The organism is Deinococcus sedimenti (genome assembly GCF_014648135.1).
Classification (GTDB): Bacteria; Deinococcota; Deinococci; order Deinococcales; family Deinococcaceae; genus Deinococcus; species Deinococcus sedimenti.
The window spans coordinates 220,691-239,861 of the sequence record NZ_BMQN01000004.1; the positions used below are offsets into that span (position 1 = coordinate 220,691).

At 72.4% G+C, this 19,171-nt stretch carries 16 protein-coding genes; 9 read left to right on the top strand and 7 right to left on the bottom strand.

Features of this window, described 5'->3' with window-relative positions:
- Positions 1–13 precede the first annotated feature (13 nt).
- On the bottom strand, positions 14–712 hold the full coding sequence (locus IEY69_RS11740; protein ID WP_189073326.1) for a S4 domain-containing protein: 699 nt from the start codon (positions 710–712) through the stop codon (positions 14–16).
- A gap of 176 nt (positions 713–888) precedes the next feature.
- On the opposite strand from IEY69_RS11740, the gene IEY69_RS11745 reads away from it, so the two are divergent.
- From IEY69_RS11745 to argB, 3 genes are all read left to right on the top strand, one after another.
- Positions 889–3,507 (top strand): sensor domain-containing protein, encoded by a 2,619-nt coding sequence (locus tag IEY69_RS11745; protein ID WP_229783891.1) that lies wholly within the window; start codon positions 889–891, stop codon positions 3,505–3,507.
- Positions 3,508–3,693: 186 nt separating this feature from the next.
- The gene (locus IEY69_RS11750; RefSeq protein ID WP_189073327.1) at positions 3,694–4,683 is read left to right on the top strand and encodes an MBL fold metallo-hydrolase; all 990 of its coding nucleotides are present in this window, start codon (positions 3,694–3,696) and stop codon (positions 4,681–4,683) included.
- 52 nt (positions 4,684–4,735) lie between these two features.
- On the top strand, positions 4,736–5,485 hold the full coding sequence (gene argB / locus IEY69_RS11755; protein ID WP_189073328.1) for an acetylglutamate kinase: 750 nt from the start codon (positions 4,736–4,738) through the stop codon (positions 5,483–5,485).
- A 3-nt stretch (positions 5,486–5,488) separates the two neighbouring features.
- Here argB and IEY69_RS11760 read toward each other — a convergent pair whose 3' ends face one another.
- On the bottom strand, positions 5,489–6,061 hold the full coding sequence (locus IEY69_RS11760; RefSeq protein ID WP_189073329.1) for a GNAT family N-acetyltransferase: 573 nt from the start codon (positions 6,059–6,061) through the stop codon (positions 5,489–5,491).
- A 251-nt stretch (positions 6,062–6,312) separates the two neighbouring features.
- Here IEY69_RS11760 and IEY69_RS11765 point away from each other — a divergent pair, with 251 nt between their 5' ends.
- The gene (locus IEY69_RS11765) at positions 6,313–7,785 is read left to right on the top strand and encodes a SulP family inorganic anion transporter (protein ID WP_189073330.1); all 1,473 of its coding nucleotides are present in this window, start codon (positions 6,313–6,315) and stop codon (positions 7,783–7,785) included.
- A gap of 27 nt (positions 7,786–7,812) precedes the next feature.
- Here IEY69_RS11765 and IEY69_RS11770 read toward each other — a convergent pair whose 3' ends face one another.
- Both IEY69_RS11770 and IEY69_RS11775 read right to left on the bottom strand, forming a co-directional pair.
- Entirely contained in the window at positions 7,813–9,867 is a 2,055-nt protein-coding gene (locus IEY69_RS11770) for a cation:proton antiporter (protein WP_229783892.1), read from the bottom strand.
- 59 nt (positions 9,868–9,926) lie between these two features.
- The gene (locus tag IEY69_RS11775; RefSeq protein ID WP_229783893.1) at positions 9,927–11,150 is read right to left on the bottom strand and encodes a sensor histidine kinase; all 1,224 of its coding nucleotides are present in this window, start codon (positions 11,148–11,150) and stop codon (positions 9,927–9,929) included.
- A gap of 239 nt (positions 11,151–11,389) precedes the next feature.
- Here IEY69_RS11775 and IEY69_RS11780 point away from each other — a divergent pair, with 239 nt between their 5' ends.
- The 4 genes from IEY69_RS11780 to IEY69_RS11795 all read left to right on the top strand — a co-directional run bounded on the left by IEY69_RS11780 (position 11,390) and on the right by IEY69_RS11795 (position 14,694).
- Positions 11,390–12,349: a carbohydrate kinase family protein gene (locus IEY69_RS11780; protein WP_189073332.1), complete on the top strand. Its 960-nt coding sequence runs from the start codon at positions 11,390–11,392 to the stop codon at positions 12,347–12,349.
- A complete protein-coding gene (gene mltG, locus IEY69_RS11785; protein WP_229783894.1) occupies positions 12,346–13,365 on the top strand; it encodes an endolytic transglycosylase MltG in 1,020 nt (339 codons plus the stop codon). The genes IEY69_RS11780 and mltG overlap by 4 nt, the downstream gene beginning before the upstream one ends.
- A 117-nt stretch (positions 13,366–13,482) precedes the next feature.
- A complete protein-coding gene (locus IEY69_RS11790) occupies positions 13,483–13,824 on the top strand; it encodes a hypothetical protein (protein ID WP_189073333.1) in 342 nt (113 codons plus the stop codon).
- A gap of 243 nt (positions 13,825–14,067) precedes the next feature.
- Entirely contained in the window at positions 14,068–14,694 is a 627-nt protein-coding gene (locus IEY69_RS11795) for a hypothetical protein (protein WP_229783895.1), read from the top strand.
- On the opposite strand, the gene mutL is transcribed toward IEY69_RS11795, so the two are convergent.
- Both mutL and IEY69_RS11805 read right to left on the bottom strand, forming a co-directional pair.
- Positions 14,681–16,351, bottom strand: coding sequence for a DNA mismatch repair endonuclease MutL (gene mutL / locus IEY69_RS11800; protein ID WP_189073334.1), 1,671 nt, complete (start codon positions 16,349–16,351; stop codon positions 14,681–14,683). The genes IEY69_RS11795 and mutL overlap by 14 nt on opposite strands.
- A gap of 4 nt (positions 16,352–16,355) precedes the next feature.
- Complete coding sequence (locus tag IEY69_RS11805) at positions 16,356–16,997, bottom strand: TetR/AcrR family transcriptional regulator (protein WP_189073335.1); 642 nt, start codon at positions 16,995–16,997, stop codon at positions 16,356–16,358.
- Between the two features lie 143 nt (positions 16,998–17,140).
- Between IEY69_RS11805 and IEY69_RS11810 the strand changes: the two genes are divergently transcribed.
- Positions 17,141–17,725, top strand: coding sequence for an NAD(P)H-dependent oxidoreductase (locus tag IEY69_RS11810; protein ID WP_189073336.1), 585 nt, complete (start codon positions 17,141–17,143; stop codon positions 17,723–17,725).
- A 24-nt stretch (positions 17,726–17,749) separates the two neighbouring features.
- Here the strand turns inward: IEY69_RS11810 and IEY69_RS11815 are convergent, their stop codons facing one another.
- Entirely contained in the window at positions 17,750–19,138 is a 1,389-nt protein-coding gene (locus IEY69_RS11815) for an FAD-binding oxidoreductase (protein WP_189073337.1), read from the bottom strand.
- Positions 19,139–19,171: the final 33 nt, after the last annotated feature.

Sequence of the window (19,171 nt, forward strand, 5' to 3'; positions counted from 1 at the left end):
GACGGAATTCGTCTCATCGGTGGACGTCGAGTTCGACCTTGTAGTTGCCGCGCCGCGTCTCGTTCACCACGCGTTTGAAGTCGATGCGGCCCAGGCCGTCGGCGGACAGGCTGTCGCCCTCGCGGATCTCGCTGCTGGCCCGGGCGGGCTGGCCGTTCAGGCGGACCTTGCCGCCGTCGATGCCCTGCTGGAAGTACGCGCGGCTCACGCCGAAGCCCTTGGCGCCCACGACGTCCACGCGCATGCTCGGCACCACGACCTCACGCAGCTTGTTGCCCTTCCCGGCGCTCTCGCCGACCGGTTCCACGTCCACGTCGCGCCCGCCCAGGCTGGTCAGGTCCGCGATAGCCTGTGCGGCCTTGCCGGTCGCGGCGATCAGGAAGCCGCCGCGGTCCTCACGCAGGTCGCCCAGCTGCTCCTCGTCCAAGCCCAGGCGCTTGAGCTGCACCGCGAAATCCTGGTCGTCCCACGCGGGGCCGCCCTCCTGCGGGATGACGCGGTACACGCTGACGCCGCTGTCCACCTCGGGAATGTGCGCGGGGTGCAGGGTCAGCAGGACGCGCCGCGCGTCCGGGAATCCCCCGGCGATGCGGTGACGGACCTCGTCGTCGTTCAGGAGGCGGCGGTCTATGTCGTCCCCGTTCACGAAGGGCGTGCGGACCACGCGCCCGCCGCGCGCCTGGGCCACCAGAGTGGAGAGCTTCTGCTTCATGCCCCCCAGGATAAGACCCGGCACTCGCCTTCCGGGCCGGTCCGCGTCCTCATCCTGACGTGCGTTCCGCTCATCCATGGTGAATGATGACGGTAAGAGTGCAGGTGTCAGCATGCCCGGTGTATGTGCCGGCCCACCGCCCGCCCCCATTTCCAGCTGGTTCGAGGTACCCCATAGTGACGACCGCGACCTTCACCGCCGTGCAATCAGCCCTGAGTGACCTGATGCGCGTCCACACGCCCCACGCGACCCTGCTCGCCTCCCTGGGGGACGAGGTGCTGCGCGTGAGAGCCGACGCCCCCTCTGAATACGCCGGGCAGGACCTCGTTCCGCCCGACGACTGGTTCGAACGCGGCGAGATGACCTGGCTGACCCGCGAAGGCAACCTGCTGGGCCTGCTGTGGCAGGAGGACGGCCCGGCGCCCGACGTGGCCGTCCAGGTCCTGACCATGCTGCTCGCCGCTGCCCGCGCCGACGGCGTGAACCGCGAGACCGAGGTCCTGATCACCCAGCTGCCTGTCGCCACCGCCTGGCTGACCGGCGACCTGGTGTTCCGCCGGGTCAGTCGGCCCTTCCTGGAACTGTTCGCTCTGGCCGAACCGGACGTCACCGGCCTGAACGTGCAGGACGTCCTGCGTGACCGGCCGGGACTGATCCAGGCGCTCATGCAGGCCAGTGCCGGCCGGTCCGTGCGCCTGGCGGACGAGCAGGTCACCCGCAGCGGCCAGACCCTGTGGATGCGGGGCGAGGCCCGACCGTACTTCGGGGCGTCCTCGGCCGGGGTGATGCTGACCCTGCAGGACGTGACCGGCGAGTATGAGCGCGCGTCGCGGGTGTCGGCGCTGCTGGATACCGACACGCCCGCCGCGCTGCTGTCCGAATCCGGCGCGGTCCTGCAGGCCAGTCAGGGCTTCCTGTCGCTGCTGCCGGCCGGCGCGCCGGTCGTGACGGGCGCGCCCCTGTGGTCCTGGGCGTGCTTCGCGGACGTGCCCAGCGACCCCGTGCGGGACCTCGTGCGGCTGGCCGCGACGGGCGGCGCCGCGCGCGCCGACGTGGAGCTCAACGGAGGCGGCACCCTGAACCTGCGGGTCCGCCGAACCTCCGAACCCGGCCTGCTGGTCGCCGAAGGCGAGGCGGCCGACCGGGACGGCCGCGCGCCGCTGGGCGTCATGAGTCAGGTCCTGGCCCTCTCGGAGGACGCCACGATCCTGGTGGATCACGCGGGCCGCGCGCAACTGGTCAGTGAACGCGCCGCCACGCTGCTCGGCGTGGACGCCGCGCGGCTGGTGGGCCTGGCCGTCACGCGCGTCATGACGGAACTGGGCGTCAAGATCTTCACGCCCGAAGGTGAGCCGATCAGCCTGCCCGACTGGAAGGAGATCCCGCTGCCGCTGCGGCGCGAGGTGCTGCTGGCCCTGCCGGACGGCACGGTCCGTCAGATGGAACTGCGCGTGACCGGCGTGGGCGGCGAGGCCGGCGGCGCGCGCGGCAGCCTGCTGCTGACCCTGCGGGACCTGACGGCGCTGCGCCGCGCGCAGGCCAAGATCCGGCACGACGCCCGGCACGACGCCCTGACCGGCCTGCTGAACCGCACCGGGGTGCGCGAGGCCCTGACGCGCGCGGCGGACGGCGGCGCCGCCGTCTGCCTGGACCTGGACGGGTTCTCCGAACTGAACGCCGCGCTGGGCCGCACCGCCTGCGACCGCCTGCTCATCCAGGTGGCGGCGCGCCTGAACGACCTGAGCAGCGAGGCGCGCGGCCTGTCCGCCCGCCTGGCCGACGACTCCTTCGTGGTGTTCCTGCCCGGCCTGAACGCCGCCGCCGCCCTGGCGCGGGCCGAGGCGATCCTGGAGAACCCCCTGCGGGTCGGCCAGCGGGACGTGCAGCTCACGGCTGCGCTGGGCGCCTCCGAGCGGACCGGTGGCGGCGAGGACATCCTGGCGAACTCCGAGGTCGCCATGCAGCACGCCAAGCGGCAGGGACGCGCGCAGCGCAGCATCTTCCAGCCGGCCCTGCGGGAAGAGGTGGCCCGCGCGTTCGAGCTGGAAGAGGCGCTGCGCGGCGCGCTCGACAGGGATCAGTTCACGCTGCTGTACCAGCCGGCCGTGAGTCTGCACAGCGGCCGCTCCACCGGCGCCGAGGCCCTGCTGCGCTGGAATCACCCCACGCTGGGTCTGCTCAGCCCCGCCCGCTTCCTGGACCTGGCCAGCCGCAGCGAGCTGATCACGAACATCAGCGAGTGGGTGGTCAAGGAGGCCGTGCAGGGCCGCCAGACGGTGCGCTCGGCCCTGCCGGACCGCTACGGCAACTGGACGGTCGGCGTGAACCTTAGCCTGGAGGAACTGCGCCGCTCGGCCGGGCTGCGCCGCCTGCTGCCCCTGCTGTCCGCCGAGGGCGCGCCGGACATCGAGGTCAGTGCCGGCAGCCTGATCGACCACAGCCAGGAGACGCTGGGCCTGCTGGAACAACTGCGGTCCCTGGGCGCCCGCCTGAGCGTGGACGACTTCGGGGACGGCGCGAGCAGCCTCGCCGCACTGACCCGCTTCCCGCTGAGCAAGGTGAAGCTGCACCCCACCCTGACGGCCCGCCTGCCCGGCGACGAGAAGTCCCTGACACTCGTGCAGGGCACCATCGACCTGGCGCACAACCTGGGCCTGAAGGTCGTGGCCGTGGGCGTGGAGACCGCCGATCAGCTGGAGATGCTGCGCGACCTGGGGTGCGACGCGGCGCAGGGCTACGCGATCACGCCGCCCCTGTCGGGCGAGGCTCTGATCGACTGGCTGCGCGACCACTGACCAGGCGCGGAAACCTGGGGGTGCTGCGCGTGCGGCACCCTCGAACGTTCGTGGCTGCGGCTCCGGACGGCATGAAGGATGACTCAAGGTCGCGGGTGGGAATGGCAGGCTGGGTGACATCTCCAGCAGGCCGCGGTTGCTTAACGTGAAGGCGTTTTCCCCAATTCACGTTTCGGAGGTCCACGCATGCCCACAGACGACCAGACCACCCCCCGTCCCGCCCGCCGCGACACGCTGCGCTTCCTGACCGCCACCGGCGCCGCGCTGGCCGCCGTGCCCCTGGCCCGCGCCCAGACGGCGCCCGCCACCCCGGCCACACCCGCCGCCGCCTCCGGCGCCATGGCCATGAACGGCAGCGGCTTCTACCGCCAGAAGATCGGCGACATGACCCTGACCACCGTCAGCGACGGCACCGCCGCCCTGGCCGCCCTGCTGCCCACCTGGGGCGCCAACCCCGACCGGCAGGCCGAATTCGCCGCGACCCTCGCCGAGTACAGCGTGCCCGCCACGAACACCGTGAACCACTTCAACCCGGTCCTGCTGGAGATCGGCGGCAGGCGCATGCTGATCGACACCGGACGCGGCGGCGCCAGCGGGCAGCTGGTCGCGAACCTGCGCCGCGCCGGGATCGAACCCGACACGATCAGCGTCGTGTTCATCACGCACGGGCACGGCGACCACATCGGCGGCCTCACCACGAACGGCAAACCCACCTTCGCGAACGCGCAGCACATGATCAACGAGGCCGAATTCAACTTCTGGGTCACGCAGGCCAACCCCAACGACGCCGTGAAGAACAACCTGATCGGCCTGAAGGACCAGTTCAAGCTCCTCAAGAGCGGCGAGGAGATCGTGCCCGGCGTCCTGACCGTCGCCACGCCCGGCCATACCGCCAACCACCACAGCGTCCTCGCGCAGAGCGGCGACCAGAGCGCCCTGATCCTCGGGGACGCCGGCGGGCACTTCCTGATCTCCCTGAAGCACGAGGGCGCGTACGTGGGCTTCGACACCGACGGCGCGCAGGCCGCCCGCACCCGCCAGGAGGTCTTCGCGCGCATCACCGACGGCAAACTGTGGGTCAGCGGGTACCACTTCCCGTTCCCGGCCATCGGGCACCTGCGCCGCCTCGCGCCCACATCGTTCGAGTACGAACCCACCCTCTGGAACTGGAGCTGAGCCCCAGCATCTGAACGCATTCCGCAGTCACCCCCGGCGCTACACTCCGGGGGTGATCGTCAAGTACGGCGGGAATGCCATGAAGAGCCTGGACCTGCGGCGCGCCGTCGCCGCCGAGATCGCCGCGCTGCGCGCCGAGCAGACGGTCGTCGTCGTGCACGGCGGCGGCCCCGTCATCGAACGGGAACTCGCCGCGCGAGGCATCCCCAGCGAATTCCGCGGCGGGCTGCGCGTCACCACCCCCGACGCGATGGACGTCGTCGAGATGGCGCTGTGTCAGCTGAACAAGCAGCTCAGTCAGGACGTCGGCCACGCCGTCGGATTGATGGGACGCGACTCGGACCTGCTGCGCGCCGAGGTGTTCGACCCCACGCTGGGCCGCGTGGGCCGCGTGACCGACGTGAACGCGGACGTGCTGCGCGCCCTGCTCGGCGCGGGCCTCACGCCCGTCGTCGGCTGCATCGCCGTCGGACCGGACGGGGACGCCCTGAACGTGAACGCCGACACCGCCGCCGGGGCCGTCGCGGGCGCCCTGAACGAGGGCATCGTGTTCCTGACCGACGTGGACGGCGTGTACCGCAACTTCCCCGACCCCCAGAGCCGCGCCGCGCACCTCACCCGCGCCGAGGTCGAGGGGGGCATTCTGGACGGCTGGATCGCCGGGGGCATGATCCCCAAGGTCCGCGCCGCGCTGGACGCCCTGGACCGTGGCGCGCCCTTCGCCGTGATCGCCAGCGGCATGCACGCCGGGGCGCTGTCCGCCGCCGTGCGCGGCGAGGCCGGCACGCGCATCACGCCCTGAACGTCAGCGCACGCGGCTGAAGATCAGCGTGTCCCGCACCGCCGAGCCGTCCGCCGACACGTCGTCGTTCACCAGCCGGGCGTCCAGCGCGTAGCCCAGCGCCGGGGGAATGCGGGCGCTGCGCTCGTTGGCGGGATCGCAGCGGATCTCCAGGCGCCGTAGCCCCAGGCCGCCCGCCGCGCGGTCCGTCAGGGCCAGGTCCGTCAGCGCCTGCACGACCTCGCGCGCGTAGCCCTGCCCGGCGTGCGCCGTGGCGATCCAGTACCCGATCTCGCCCTTGGGCACGCGCCAGTCCAGCGCGTGGTACCCGCTGCTGCCCACCAGCTCGGTGCCATCGGCGTTCCACACGTGGTAGCGCAGGTTCTCCCGCGAATCGAAGCGCTCGGCGGCACCCGTCAGGTTCTCGCGGGAGGCGTCCAGCGTCATGGGCGCCTGCGCCCACACCATCCACTCGCGCAGCTGCGGCAGCGACGCGTTCACGGCCGCGACCAGCGCCTCCGCGTCCACCGGATCCGGGCGGCGCAGCCGCAACCTGGGCGTGACGATCTCGGTCGGAACGGCGCTGGGAGCAGTCATGCGCGGCAGTCTACGGTCCCGCGCGGACAGGCGCGTCCGCAGATGGGCGCCGCCGCTACCCTGCCCATGTTGCCCCAGCCCCGACCCGTGCGGCATACTGGCCGGGCCGCGGGCGCGGCGTCCCACGAGAGACGCCCCCGACGACAACCGAACACCCGGAGCACCCGGCCCGCGTTCCGCATGCGCGCCCCTCCCACCCCGGCAGGCCCGTGCGCCCGCCGCCGGTTGTCACGGCACCCCACGAGGTGCACATGACCACACAACCCCTGACCCGCGCGCAGCAGTACCGGCGCGAGTGGACCACCAACCCCCGCGCGGACATCCTGGCCGGAACCGTCGTCGCGCTGGCCCTGATTCCCGAGGCGATCGCGTTCTCGATCATCGCGGGTGTTGACCCGCAGGTCGGCCTGTACGCGTCGTTCATCATCGCGATCGTCACGGCGTTCATCGGCGGGCGGCCCGGCATGATCAGCGCCGCGACCGGCGCCATGGCGCTGCTCATGACCGGCCTCGTGAAGGACCACGGGCTGGCGTACCTGTTCGCCGCGAGCATCCTGACGGGCGTCATTCAGGTCGCGTTCGGCTGGGCGGGCCTGGCCCGTTACCTGAAGTTCGTGCCGCGCAGCGTCATGACCGGCTTCGTGAACGCCCTGGCGATCCTGATCTTCCTGGCGCAACTGCCGCAGCTGATCGGCGCGACCTGGCCCACCTACGCCCTGCTGGCCGCCGGACTGGCCATCATCTACCTGCTGCCGCGCGTGTTCCGCGCCGTGCCCAGCGCCCTGGTCGCCATCGTCGCCCTGACGGTCGTGTCCGTCCTGACCGGCGCGGACGTCCGCACCGTCGGAGACATGGGAACCCTGCCGGGCGCGCTGCCGCCCCTGGCGCTGCCGCAGGTGCCGCTGACGCTGGAGACGCTGAACATCATCCTGCCCGTGTCGCTCACCCTGGCGCTGGTGGGCCTGCTGGAGAGCCTGCTGACCGCGCAGCTCATCGACGAGCGGACCGACACCACCAGCGACAAGAACACCGAGTCCCGCGCGCAGGGCGCCGCAAACATCATCACCGGGTTCTTCGGCGGGATGGCCGGGTGCGCCATGATCGGCCAGAGCATGATCAACGTCACGAACGGCGGGCGCGGGCGGCTGTCCACCTTCACGGCGGGCCTGGGCCTGCTGATCCTGATCCTGCTGCTGCAACCACTGCTGGTGCAGATTCCCATGGCGGCGCTCGTGGCAGTCATGATCGTCGTGTCGGTCAGCACCTTCGACTGGCGCAGCCTGCGCGACCTGAAGGCGACGCCGCGCGGCGAGGCGATCGTCATGCTGAGCACCGTGGCCGTCACGGTCGCCACGCACGACCTCAGCCGGGGCGTGCTGGTCGGCGTGATCCTCAGCGCACTGATGTTCGCGCGGCAGGTCGCCCGAGCGTCCCGCGTGACCGTCACCGAGGGAGGCGGCGTCCGCACGTACCACGTGCAGGGCCAGCTGTTCTTCGTCAGCACGCACGACTTCCTGCAGCAGTTCGACTTCACGCACGCGGGGCCCATCGTGATCGACCTGAGCGGCGCGCACCTGTGGGACGGGTCCGCCGTGGCCGCGCTGGATCAGGTCACCCGGAAATTCACCCGCCAGGGCCGCCCCCCGACCCTGGTGGGCCTGAACGAGGCCTCCGCGACCCTCTTCCAGCGCCTCAGTCAGCCTGACGCGACCGCAGGACACTGACCAGCCGATGGTCTGATCAATCGGAGGTCATTTCGTCCAGCGGTGCTCGTAGCAGTACGCCCAGTCCTCGCCGGGTTCGGCGCTGCGGATGACCGGGTGGCCCTGCGTCTGCGCGTGGCGGGTCGCGTGGCGGTTCTTGCTGGAGTCGCAGCAGCCCACGTGCCCGCAGGTCATGCAGACCCGCAGGTGCACCCAGGTATCCCCGGCAGCCACGCATTCCAGGCACACGTCCGCCTCGGGCGTGACCGGCCCGGCGTTGTGCGCGGCGTGGTCGCACTGGGCGCGCTGCGTGGCGCTCAGGGTCACGGGCGGGTGCTCGGCGAGGTGGCGGGACAGTTCCGCCCGCGTGACCTCCGGCGGGGTCAGCAGGTCCAGGATGCCCGCCGCGATCTCCTTGTGGGGACTCAGGACGTGCTGCGCGCCCAGCGCCTGCAACCCCGCGAAGCCCTCGGGGGACGTGGCGCGCGTAATGACCCGCACCTGCGGCGCCACGGTGCGCAGGACGCTCAGGGTCCGTTCGGTCATCTCGGCGTCGTCGTCCGCGATGACGACCGCGCGGGCCGAGTCGATCTCCAGTTCTCTCAGCAGTCCGGCGCGGGTGTAGTCCGCGATCAGGACCGGCGCGCCGCGCCCCTGCAGTTCACTCGCGCCGTCCGGGCTGCGCGTGACCACCGAGTACGGCTGCCCCGCGCGGCTCAGGGCGCGGGCCGCCAGGCGGGCGTGCGCGCCGTACCCCAGGAACACCACGCGGTCCGCGACGGGCAGGCCGTGCCCGCCACCCTCCCCGGCCGGGGCGTCCGGTGCCGCGCCGCCCGGGGCGGGGGAGGGGAGACGGCCCAGCAGCGGCCCGCCCAGCGCCGCCAGGGCCGGGGTCAGCGCCATGAGCAGCACCGTCGCCGCGATGAACACCCCCGAGCCCCGCTCGCCCAGCCCGGCGAAGCTCAGGCCCAGGGCCGCGCCGGTCGTGGCGAGCACGAACGAGAACTCCCCGACCTGCCCGGTCAGCAGCGCCACCGGCAGCGCCGTGCGCCAGTTCTCGCCCAGCAGGCGCACGCTCAGGGACGTCACCACGACCTTCAGCAGCGCGATCAGGCCTGCTGCGCCCAGGACCAGCCCCACGTTGTCCAGCACGAATCCCAGGTTCAGCTGCAACCCTACCGACAGGAAGAACGCCGCGCTGAACAGGATCTGCAGGGGCAGGATCTCACCCATCGCCTGCGCGCCGTAGCGGCTCTCGCTGACGAGCAGGCCCGCCAGGAACGCGCCCAGCGCGAGGCTCACGCCCGCCAGCGCCGTGAGGCTGGCCGTGCCGAAGCACAGCGCCACGACCGCCAGCAGGAAGATCTCCGTGCTGCACGTCCGCGCCACGACCTCCATCAGGGGCGGCACCACCCGCCGCGCCGCGACGAGCACCAGCGCGATGATCCCCCCCGCCTTCGCCAGCGCCAGCAGCACGCCCGCCGCGCCGCCCCCCTGCCCGGCCAGCATGGGAATCAGGAGGACCATCAGCACCACCGCCAGATCCTGGAAGATCAGGATGCCCAGACTGACCTGCCCGGTGCGGGCGTTCGTCTCGCCCCGCTCGCCAAGCAGTTTCATCACGATCGCGGTGCTCGACAGGGCCAGCAGGCACCCGGTGAACACCGCGTCCGCCGCGCCCACCCCGAAGGCCAGCAGCGCGCCGGCCGCCGCCAGGACCGTCAGGCCCACCTGCAGGCCACCCCCCAGGAAGATCAGCCGCGCGATCCGCGCCAGGCGCTCCAGGCTGAACTCGATCCCGATCGTGAACAGCAGCAGCATCACCCCGACCTCCGAGGCCGCCGCGATCAGCTCCGGGTCGCGGATCAATCCCAGCGCGCCCGGCCCCACCAGCACCCCGGCCAGCAGGAAGCCGATGATCGGCAGCAGCCGCAGCCGGAACGACCCATACGCCGCCGCCGCCGACACGATCAGCAGCAGCGTCAACTGCACCAGGAACGCGGGCGGCCCCGTGTGCGCCTCGCCCCCCGACGCTCCCTCGGCGCCCGCCCAGCCCAGGAGCGCCAGGGCCGCCGCGCTCCACATCCATCCTCGACACGACATGCCCCAGCATGACAGTCCCGCCCACAGGCACGCCGCCGCCGGGTCAGTCGGTCAGGTGATCAGTCGGGCAGGTGGAACGTGACGCGCACGTCCAGCCCGCCGCCCGGCGTGTCGTGCAGCGTGATCTCCGCGCGGTTCACCTGCGCCAGCCGCCGCGCCAGCGGCAACCCCAGCCCGCGCCCCGGTACGTGCGTCGCCAGGCGCGTGCCGCTCTGGAACACCTGCTCCCGCAGGCTGGGGTGCAGGCCCGGCCCGTGATCCGTCACGCGGATGGTGGGCCCCCACGTGGTCGTGGGCGGGTCCAGCGTGATCGTGATCGGCCCGCTGCTGTACTTGATGGCATTCTCCACGAGGTTCTCGATGATCTGCTGCACCTGCGTGGCGTCCACCATCCACAGCAGCGGCGTGGGGGGGCGGCGCACCCGCACCCGCAGGCTCTCGTGCCGGGCCACCAGGGTCGTCAGGTCGGTCGGTGCGGGCGTGGCGGTCATCTGCACGTACCGGGCGTCCAGGTGTTCCAGTTCGCTGCGGCTGGCGAGCTGCTCGGCGGCGTCCTCGATGCCGCGCAGCAGTTTCTCGCGGGCGCGGATGTTGTCGGTGTGCCGCAGCGCCTCGGTGGCCAGCAGCAGCGCCTGCATCGGGCGGCGCAGTTCGTGGGCGGCCATGCCCAGCGCCTCCCGCTGCTGCAGTTCACTGCGTTCCCGGGCCGACCGTTCGTGCCCGGCGCGGTTCAGCGCCCCCAGAATCAGGGTGCTGCCCAGCAGGCCGCTGATCAGGCCCACCAGCAGGATGGTGCTCTCGATGCGCTGCAGGCGCCGCTGCAACTCGAGCCGCAGCTCTTCCTGATGCCGGGTGTTCGCCTCGTTCAACGCGGAGGTGATCTCCAGCGCCTGTTTCGTCGCGCCGGGCGTCGCCTGCGCCAGCAGCGTCTCCACGCGGCTCAGGTTCACGCCCGCCTCGCTCTCGCGGTCCGCGAGGTGCGGGAACTGCGTGGACAGGTCGTCAGGCAGCAGCTGAAGCAGGTTCGCCTTCTGCACCTTCAGGGTCAGCGGGGACGCGCCGGGCGTCGCCTCCAGCACCGCGTACTGGGCGAGCTGCGTTTCCAGGTCACTGTAGCTGCGGGTGTTCCAGGCCTGATCGGCCCCTGAGAGCGTCTGGTGAGCAGGCAGGAACGCCGCGACGATCAGCACGCCCGACAGCAGCATTGGCAGCAGCGCCGTGAGCAGGTTCATCCGGCTCTGCTGCGACAGGTCCCACAGCGGCGGGCGTTTAGAGGTCGGCACGGCGTGGCGGCCCGCCCGGGGGCGCGGCGCAGGCGGAAGGAGCGGACGAGTCCGCGTCAGGAGCGGTGGCCGGGGAACACGCGGCGCCGCTCACCGGCAGGCGGACTTGTCGGGAAGACACGCCCCGCATGCTAGCGAGTCCCGGTGGGGCCCTCAAGGGGTTCTGTCCGCCCCTGGGGTCCGGCTGCGGGCCCACGCGCCCGTCTGCTCGTGCCGGAACGGTATGCTGCCGCTCGAACATGACTGAACGACCACTGGTTTCGCTGGGAGACCTCACCTGGGACGTGCTGGCGAAGCCGGACACGCTGCTGCTGCCCGGCGGGGACAGCACAGGCCGCATCGAACTGTCCGGCGGGGGCAGCGCCGCCAACCTCGCCGTCTGGGCGCGCCGCACCGGCCCCGGACGCGCCGTGCATTTCGTCGGGAAGATCGGCCAGGACCGCTTCGGGGAACTGGCCGTGGCGGAACTTCAGGCCGAGGGCGTCGCCGCGGACGTCATCGAGAGCGCCGAGCATCCCACCGGCGTGATCCTGGGCCTGATCGACCGGCGCGGCCAGCGCGCCATGCTGACCGGACAGGGCGCCGACTGGGAACTCCTGCCGCACGAACTGCCCGGCGACGTGCTGCGCGGCGCGGGCCACCTGCACCTGACCGCCTGGAGCCTGTTCCGCGACCCGCCCCGCTCGGCGGCGCTGCACGCCGCGCAACTGGCCCGCGCGGGCGGCGCCACCCTGAGCCTCGACCCCGGCAGCTTCCAGATGATCCAGAGCCTGGGCCGCGAGGTGTTCCTGCGCATCCTGGACCGCCTGCCCGTGAACGTGCTGTTCCCCAACGACGACGAGGCCCGCGCCATGAGCGGCCGCGGAGACCGAGGTGACGCCATGGACTGGTTCCGCACCCGCTTCCCGGACGCGCTGATCGTCATGAAGCTCGACGAGGACGGCGTGCTGATCGAGGGACCCGCGCAGGCCCGCGTGCAGGTACCCGCCACGAACGAACGAGCCGTGGACGCCACGGGCGCCGGAGACGCCTTCGGCGGCGCGTTCCTGACCGGCTGGCTGGCCCACGGGGACGCCGTGCGGGCCGCGCAGCTGGCCGTGCAGGTCGGCGGCTGGGTCGTGTCCCGCTTCGGGGCGCGCCCGCCCACCGACGAGGACCTCCTGACCCGCATCGCCACGCACGGCGCGGGGGCCGCGTGAGGCGCGGCGGCGCCGGATGCCTGCGCGTCCTGGCCATCTTCACCCTGCTGGTCTTCGGCGCGGTCGGCGGCGCGCTGTGGTACGTGCGCGGCCTCCTGGGGCCAGCGGGCGGTCCTGCCTACACCCTGGAGGTCAAACCCGGCGACACCCTGGCGGGCGTGGCGAGCACGCTCGAGCAGCAGCGGATCGTGAAGAACGGCGACGTGCTGCGCTTCCTGATGCGCCGCAGCGGCACCGCCGGCAGCCTGAAAGAGGGCCTGTACGACCTGACCGGCACCATGACCGCCGAGCAGGTCGCGCAGAAGCTCGCCGGGCCCGCCCGCATTCCCACCGTCAGCGTCACCATCCCCGAGGGGCGGCGCGTGCGGGACCTGCCTGCCATCTTCCAGAAGGCCGGATTCGACGGCTCGGCCATCCTGAAGGTCCTGAACGACGCTTCACTCAGTCCCTACGCGGGCGGCAGGCAGAAGAACCTCGAGGGGTTCCTGTTCCCCGCCACGTACGACCTGCGCCCCCAGGCCACCCCGCAGCAGATCGTGCAGACCCTGCTGGACCGCATGAACCAGGAATTCACGCCCGAACGCATCGCCAGCGCCAAAAAGCTGGGCCTGAGCGTCCGCGACTGGGTGATCCTGGCCAGCATGGTGCAGGCCGAGGCCGCCAACGACGCCGAGATGCCCATCATCTCCGGGGTGTTCCTGAACCGCCTGCGCGACGGCATGACCCTCGGCAGCGACCCGACCGTCGCGTACGGTCTGGGCAAGAACCTGCCGGAACTCGACCGCAGCGCCGGGGACTTCCGCCGGGACACGCCGTACTCCACGTACACCCGCGCCGGGCTGCCTGCCGGGCCCATCAACAACCCCGGGCAGGCCGCGCTGCTCGCCGTTCTGCAACCCAAACGCACCCTGCCCGACGGGCGGGACGCCGTGTACTTCCTGCATGGCCTGGACGGCAACATCTACGTGAATCACACGTTCGCGGAGCACAACCGCGACATCGCCCGTCACCGCTGACCGCCTGCTCCTCCCGGCCCGGCCCGCACGACGCCGGGCCGGTCGCCTGTCTGAACAGCAGCTGACGACGTGACAAACTTCGCCACACCTCCCCGCCCCGCCGGATACAGTACGCAGATGATCCTGACAACACTACTGCTGGTTGTTGTCCTGGCGACCGCCGCGTTCCTCCTGCGCAGTGTGGTCGGCGGGGGCCGCCGCTACACCCAGATTCCCCGCGGTCCCGGCCGCCGTGACTCCGCGCAGGACGTCTACTGGGAGGCCCGGGTGCTGGCCGCGCTGAACGGCAACCGCGCCGCACTGGAACGCCACGTGCTGAACAAACAGAAGCACAAGCCCGGCCTGAAACGCTGGGAACTGCTGCGCCTGGTGTACCTGGACGCCACGCGCCGCAACCCTGCCCTGCGCGGCGAGCGCCGCCCCAGCCCGCGCGTCGGGGTGTTCCGCACCCACTTCTGACAGCAGAATTCAGGAGTAGTGAAGGGCACCTTCACTACTCCTGAACGAGCGCACTTGAAGAGCTGCGCCGCAGAACGAGCACCTGACACACCTGCGGTTGGAAGTGGAATGGAGGGGCGTGGTGTCGGCCCTTCAATGGAACCGGAAACCGCTGTGACCGCTCGCGCCGCCTGTCCGGGCGGCCTGTGACGAACTTCACGCGGGCCGACACGGCATTGACGCGCGCCCACCACCCTGAGGGACGTGAATGCCCGCCTCTGCCTGACCCTCCTGCTCGGTACCGTCACCCTGGCCCCCGCGGCCTCGTTCAGTCTGGGGGGTGAACTGCGCAACCCCGCGCAGACCGCCCCGCTCGGCAGCGGCCCGCTGACCGTGCTCCTGACCAACCTGAGTGGCGGCTGGCTGCTCGGCATGGGCCCGCTGAAAGGCACGCGCTTCAACGTGGTCGTTCCCACCGGGTTCAAACCCCCCGTGCAACCACTGGAGGTCTGCAGTGGCGTGACCGTGGCGCCAAAAGGTGCCCGCACGTACACCGCCGAGACGCTGCTGCTCTTCAACGCTGCCACGAACAGCGTGGCGACCCTGGTGCAGGCCGACCACCCCACCACGCCCACCCGGCGCGGCCAGTGGGTGTACAGCGACCGGACCGTCACCCTGCGGGGGCGCTGCGCGGGCCTGAACACCACCTACGACCTGACCCTGCGGCCCGGCTGGACCGGCGTGACCACCGAAAACCGCGACGGACGCTTCGAGATCCGCAACGCCACCGCGAACCTGCCCTACTGGGTGCAGCCGGTCCTGACCCGCGCGGCCCGCGCGACCTTCCCCACGCTGTTCAGCGGTCAGCGCAGCGCCTTCACGACCCGCTGACCCCCGGCCCGGCACTGGGCGCGGCGTCCCGCCCGCGCGGCACGTCCCGCGCGCCCCGACGCCCGAACGCGTGCGCCAGGTCCCGCTCGCTCAGGCGCAGCACCGTGGGCCGCCCGTGCGGGCACGCCCACGGGTGCTCGCAGGCCGCCAGGGCGTCCAGCACCGCCTGACCTCGCCCCAGGTCCAGCATCCCGGCCTTCAGCGCGGGCGCGCACGCCAGCCGCGCCAGCACGTCCCGGCGCGGGTCCGGGCCGTCCCCCAGGGCACTCTCGACGATCTGCTCGTGCAGCCTCGGCACGTTCAGGGGGGCCAGCGCGGCGGGCAGCGTGCGCAGCCGCGCCAGTCCCGCCCCGAAGTCCTCCAGCGTCAGGCCCCAGCTCTGCAACTCGGGGCCGCGCTCGTGCAGGCGCGCCAGTTGCTCGGGCGTCAGGTGCAGCAGCTCCGGCTCGGGCAGCTCCGCCGGGGGGGCCCCGCCCAGCGCACGGGTCAGGTGCTCGAACAGCGCCCGCTCGTGCGCGGCGTGCGCGTCCACCACCCACAGGTCCCCCTCGCCCTGCGCGAGCAGGTACAGCTCCTGATACACGCCCAGCAGCGTCAACGCCGGGAACGCCGCGTGCCCCGGCGCCGGGGTGGGCTCCGCCGCCGGGCGCAACTCCGGCAGCGCCCGCGCCAGCGGATGCGCCGCCAGCGCCGCCGCCACCGCCGCCCGCACCCGCGCCGCCACGCCCGGCAGGTCCGCCAGCGCCACCACCTGCTTCGCCGGATGCACGTTCGGATTGTGATCCTCCGGCGCGACCGTCACGTCCAGCACGCACAGCGGCGCCACGCCCGCCGGAAGCAGTTCGCCGAAGCCCTCGATCACCGCGCGTTCCAGCTCCGGCGGGGCCAGCACCGGCCGCCCGTTCACGCTGACATGCATCCGGTCCCGCCGGGCGCGCGTCAACTCCGGGCGGGACACCACCCCGCGCACCCCCTCGCCCGAGACGGCCAGCACGCGGTTCGCGCTCAGCGGACCGTACACGCTCGCCACCGCGCCCCGGTGATCGCTCGGCGCGTGCGTCAGGCGCACCTCGCCGTCCACCGACAGCCGCCAGTGCAGCCCAGGATGATGCAGCACGTAGCGGCCCAGCAGCGCCGTCACCTCCCGCACCTCCGACGCCGCCGGCGCCTGCGTCCGCAGCCGCCCCGGTAGCCGCGCGAACAGGTTGCGCACCGTCACCGTCGTCCCCGCCGGGGCGGAGGTTCGCGCCACCTGCACGTCCTCACCCTGCGCGAGCACCTCGCACGCGCCCACCTGCGCCGCCGGACGCGACACCACGTGCAGCTCCCCGGCCTGTGCCGCCGCCCACAGCGCCTCGCCCCGGAACCCCAGCGTCGTCACGCCCTCCACCGACCGCGCCTGCGGGGACAGCTTGCTCGTCGCGTGCCGCAGCGGCGCCAACCCCACCGACCCCGCCGGGATACCCCCCCCGTTGTCCCGCACCCGCACCAGCCGCAGGCCCCCGCCGTCCACCTCGACCTCGACTCGGGTCGCCCCGGCGTCCAGCGCGTTGTCCACCAGTTCCCGCACCACGTCCAGCGGACGCGACACCACCTCACCCGCCGCGATCAGACGCGCCACATGAGCCGGAAGAACATGGATATCAGGCGAGGTCACCCGGTCAGGGTAGCGGGTCCACCACGCGCCCTTGCTGCCTCAGGTCGCCATCTGCCGCACCCGGAACGGCGGTCAGCAGGGCGTGCAGGGCCGACGGGACAGCGCCAGGGGAGAGGTGGCCCAGCAGGACGAGCTGCGCGAGGCCGTGCACGGTGCCCCACAGCGCTGCCGCGAGCGCCTGCGGCTGGTCGCTGCGCAGCTGCCCGGCGTGCAGGGCCTCGCGGATCAGGCCGTCCAGCAGCGCATGGTTCCGTTCGATCAGCGGGGCCAGCGGCGAGGGACGATCCGGTGGGCAGATCTCCGGTTCGAAGATCAACGTGAACGCCTGCGGGTGCTGCGCGGCGTACGCGACGTAGGCCGCCCCGACGCCCAGCAGATTCTCCAGGGGACCGGAACCGGCGGCGGCCTGTTCCTGCGCGCTGACGAACTCGGTCATGCAGTCCAGTGCCAGCGCCACGAGGAGGCCCTGGCGGTCCCCGAAGTGATGGGCGGGCGCGGCGTGGCTGACCCCGGCGCGGCGGGCGACCTCGCGCAGGCTGAGGCTGCGGGCGGGCTGGGTGCGCAGCAGGTCGCGCGCGGCGGCCAGCAGCGCGGCGCGTAGGTCGCCGTGATGGTAGGCGCGGGCCACAGAAACAGAACTTGACATTGTCAACATGATGGCGCACGCTGAGTCCAGCTGCAATTTGACAGTGTCAAGATAGGAGTTCTGCCCCCAGCCGCCGCGCCCCCAACGCACGCGGACGCCCCGCCCTGCACAGACGCCCCACCCCACCCTCCGGAGTGCACCTCATGAACACCCTCGTCATCAGCGGCCACCCCCACCCCGGCAGCCTCAGTCACGCCCTCGCCACCCACTACGCGGGTGCCGCCCGCACCGCCGGAGCCGAGGTGCAGACCCTGCACCTGAGCGACCTGCACTTCGACCCTCACCTGCACGCCGGATATCGAGCCTCGCAACCCCTGGAACCCGACCTGGAACGCGCCCAGCAGCTCCTGACCTGGAGCACCCACCTGTGCGTTACCTACCCCGTCTGGTGGGGCGCGCCCCCGGCGCTGCTCAAGGGATTCATCGACCGCGCCTTCCAGCCCGGCTTCGCCTTCCGCCACCGCCCAGGCCACCCCTTCCCGGAACGCCTGCTCAGCGGCCGCACCGCCCGCCTGATCGTCACCAGCGACAGCCCCGCGTGGTACCTGCGCGCCGTCATGCGCGACAGCGCCGTGAACACCGTCGCCCGCAGCACCCTGAACTTCAGCGGCGTCCACCCCGTCCGCGTGACCCGCCTGGGACCCGTCCGCACCAGCACCCCGCAGCAGCGGCAACGCTGGCTCGACCACATCGCCACCCTCGCCGCCCGCGACCACCAGCGGCGCTGAATTCCGCAGCGCTGACCCCCCGCGTCACGCCGGGTCGGGCAGCACCTTCCCCGGATTCAGCAGGTTCAGCGGGTCCAGCAGGGTCTTCACCTCGCGCATCAGGTCTACCGCGTCACCATGCTGGGCGCGCAGGAACCGCCGCTTGTGGAGGCCCACGCCGTGCTCGCCGCTGCACGTGCCGCCCAGCGCCAGCGTCCGCTCGACCAGCCGCGTGTACAGCGCGTCGATCCGCGCCCAGTCGCCCGAGCCGGGCGGCGCGTGGAACAGCACGTGAAAGTTCCCGTCCCCCACGTGACCCAGCACGCTCGCGTCCAGCCCCTCCGCGTGCAGGCCGTCCTCGGTGAAGGTCAGGATCTCCGGCAGGGCGTCCAGCGGCACGCACAGATCCGTGCTGAGGAACGCCTCGCCGGGATACAGCGCCTTCAGCGCGTAGAACGCGTGATGCCGCGCCCGCCACAGCGCCTCCAGGTCCTCCGGCTGCCGGGCGACCCGCACGTCCAGCGCGCCCGCGTCCCGGCACAGTTCCTCGCACAGTGCCCGGACGTCCTCCAGCGCGCCCGCCGAGGCGCCCGCCAGTTCGATCCAGAGGGTCGGCACCTCGGGCTCATTCAGGCCCAGGTGGCGGTTCACGGCGCGCAGGCCGCGCGCGTCCATCAGTTCCAGCCGCTCCGGTTGCGCCGACGCGCCCATCACCATCGTCGCCGCCCGCGCCGCCGCGCCCACGTCCGGGAACGCGCAGCGCAGCGCCAGCCGTGCCGCTGGCAGCGGCCACAACCTCACCGTCAGTTCCGTGATCACGCCCAGCGTGCCCTCCGCGCCCAGGAACAGGTGCCGCAGGTCGTACCCGGCGCTGCTCTTGCGCGCCCGGCTGCCCAGCGACAGCACCCGCCCGTCCATCAACGCCACCCGCAGCGCCAGCACGTTCTCCCGCGTCGTCCCGTACCGCACGGCCGCCGTGCCGCTCGCGTTCGTGGACGCCATGCCGCCCAGCGTCGCCTCCGCCCCCGGATCCACCGGGAAGAACAACCCCTGCGCGCGCACGGCGCGGTTCAGCTGCGGGTACGTCACGCCCGGCTCCACCGTCGCCTGAAACGCCCCCGGCCGCACGTCCAGCACGCGCGCCATGCTGCTCAGGTTCAGGCTCAGCGCGCCCGGCGGCGGAATCAGCTGCCCTTCCAGGCTGCTGCCCGCCGCGAACGGCACCACCGGCACCCGGAACTCCCGCGCCAGCGCCAGCGCGTCCACCACGTCCGCCTCGGTCCGCGCGAACAGCACCGCGCCGGGCCGCACGACCTCCAGCCCACTCTCGTCCCGCCCGTGCGCGTCCAGCGCGGCGTCCGCTGTGCTCAGCGCCTCCCCGAACCGCGCCCGGAACGCCCCCAGCGCCGCCCCACCTAGACCGGTCGTCGTCATGCGCCCATTGTGCGCCCGGCAGGAGGACAGTCG

What these genes read in the sequence shown, in the direction of transcription:
- IEY69_RS11740 (WP_189073326.1), bottom strand. Translation starts at nt 712, where the DNA reads ATGAAGCAGAAGCTCTCCACTCTGGTGGCCCAGGCGCGCGGCGGGCGC.
- IEY69_RS11750 (WP_189073327.1), top strand. Translation starts at nt 3,694, where the DNA reads ATGCCCACAGACGACCAGACCACCCCCCGTCCCGCCCGCCGCGACACG.
- IEY69_RS11760 (WP_189073329.1), bottom strand. Translation starts at nt 6,061, where the DNA reads ATGACTGCTCCCAGCGCCGTTCCGACCGAGATCGTCACGCCCAGGTTG.
- IEY69_RS11765 (WP_189073330.1), top strand. Translation starts at nt 6,313, where the DNA reads ATGACCACACAACCCCTGACCCGCGCGCAGCAGTACCGGCGCGAGTGG.
- IEY69_RS11770 (WP_229783892.1), bottom strand. Translation starts at nt 9,867, where the DNA reads ATGTCGTGTCGAGGATGGATGTGGAGCGCGGCGGCCCTGGCGCTCCTG.
- IEY69_RS11780 (WP_189073332.1), top strand. Translation starts at nt 11,390, where the DNA reads ATGACTGAACGACCACTGGTTTCGCTGGGAGACCTCACCTGGGACGTG.
- IEY69_RS11790 (WP_189073333.1), top strand. Translation starts at nt 13,483, where the DNA reads ATGATCCTGACAACACTACTGCTGGTTGTTGTCCTGGCGACCGCCGCG.
- IEY69_RS11805 (WP_189073335.1), bottom strand. Translation starts at nt 16,997, where the DNA reads ATGTCAAGTTCTGTTTCTGTGGCCCGCGCCTACCATCACGGCGACCTA.
- IEY69_RS11810 (WP_189073336.1), top strand. Translation starts at nt 17,141, where the DNA reads ATGAACACCCTCGTCATCAGCGGCCACCCCCACCCCGGCAGCCTCAGT.
- IEY69_RS11815 (WP_189073337.1), bottom strand. Translation starts at nt 19,138, where the DNA reads ATGACGACGACCGGTCTAGGTGGGGCGGCGCTGGGGGCGTTCCGGGCG.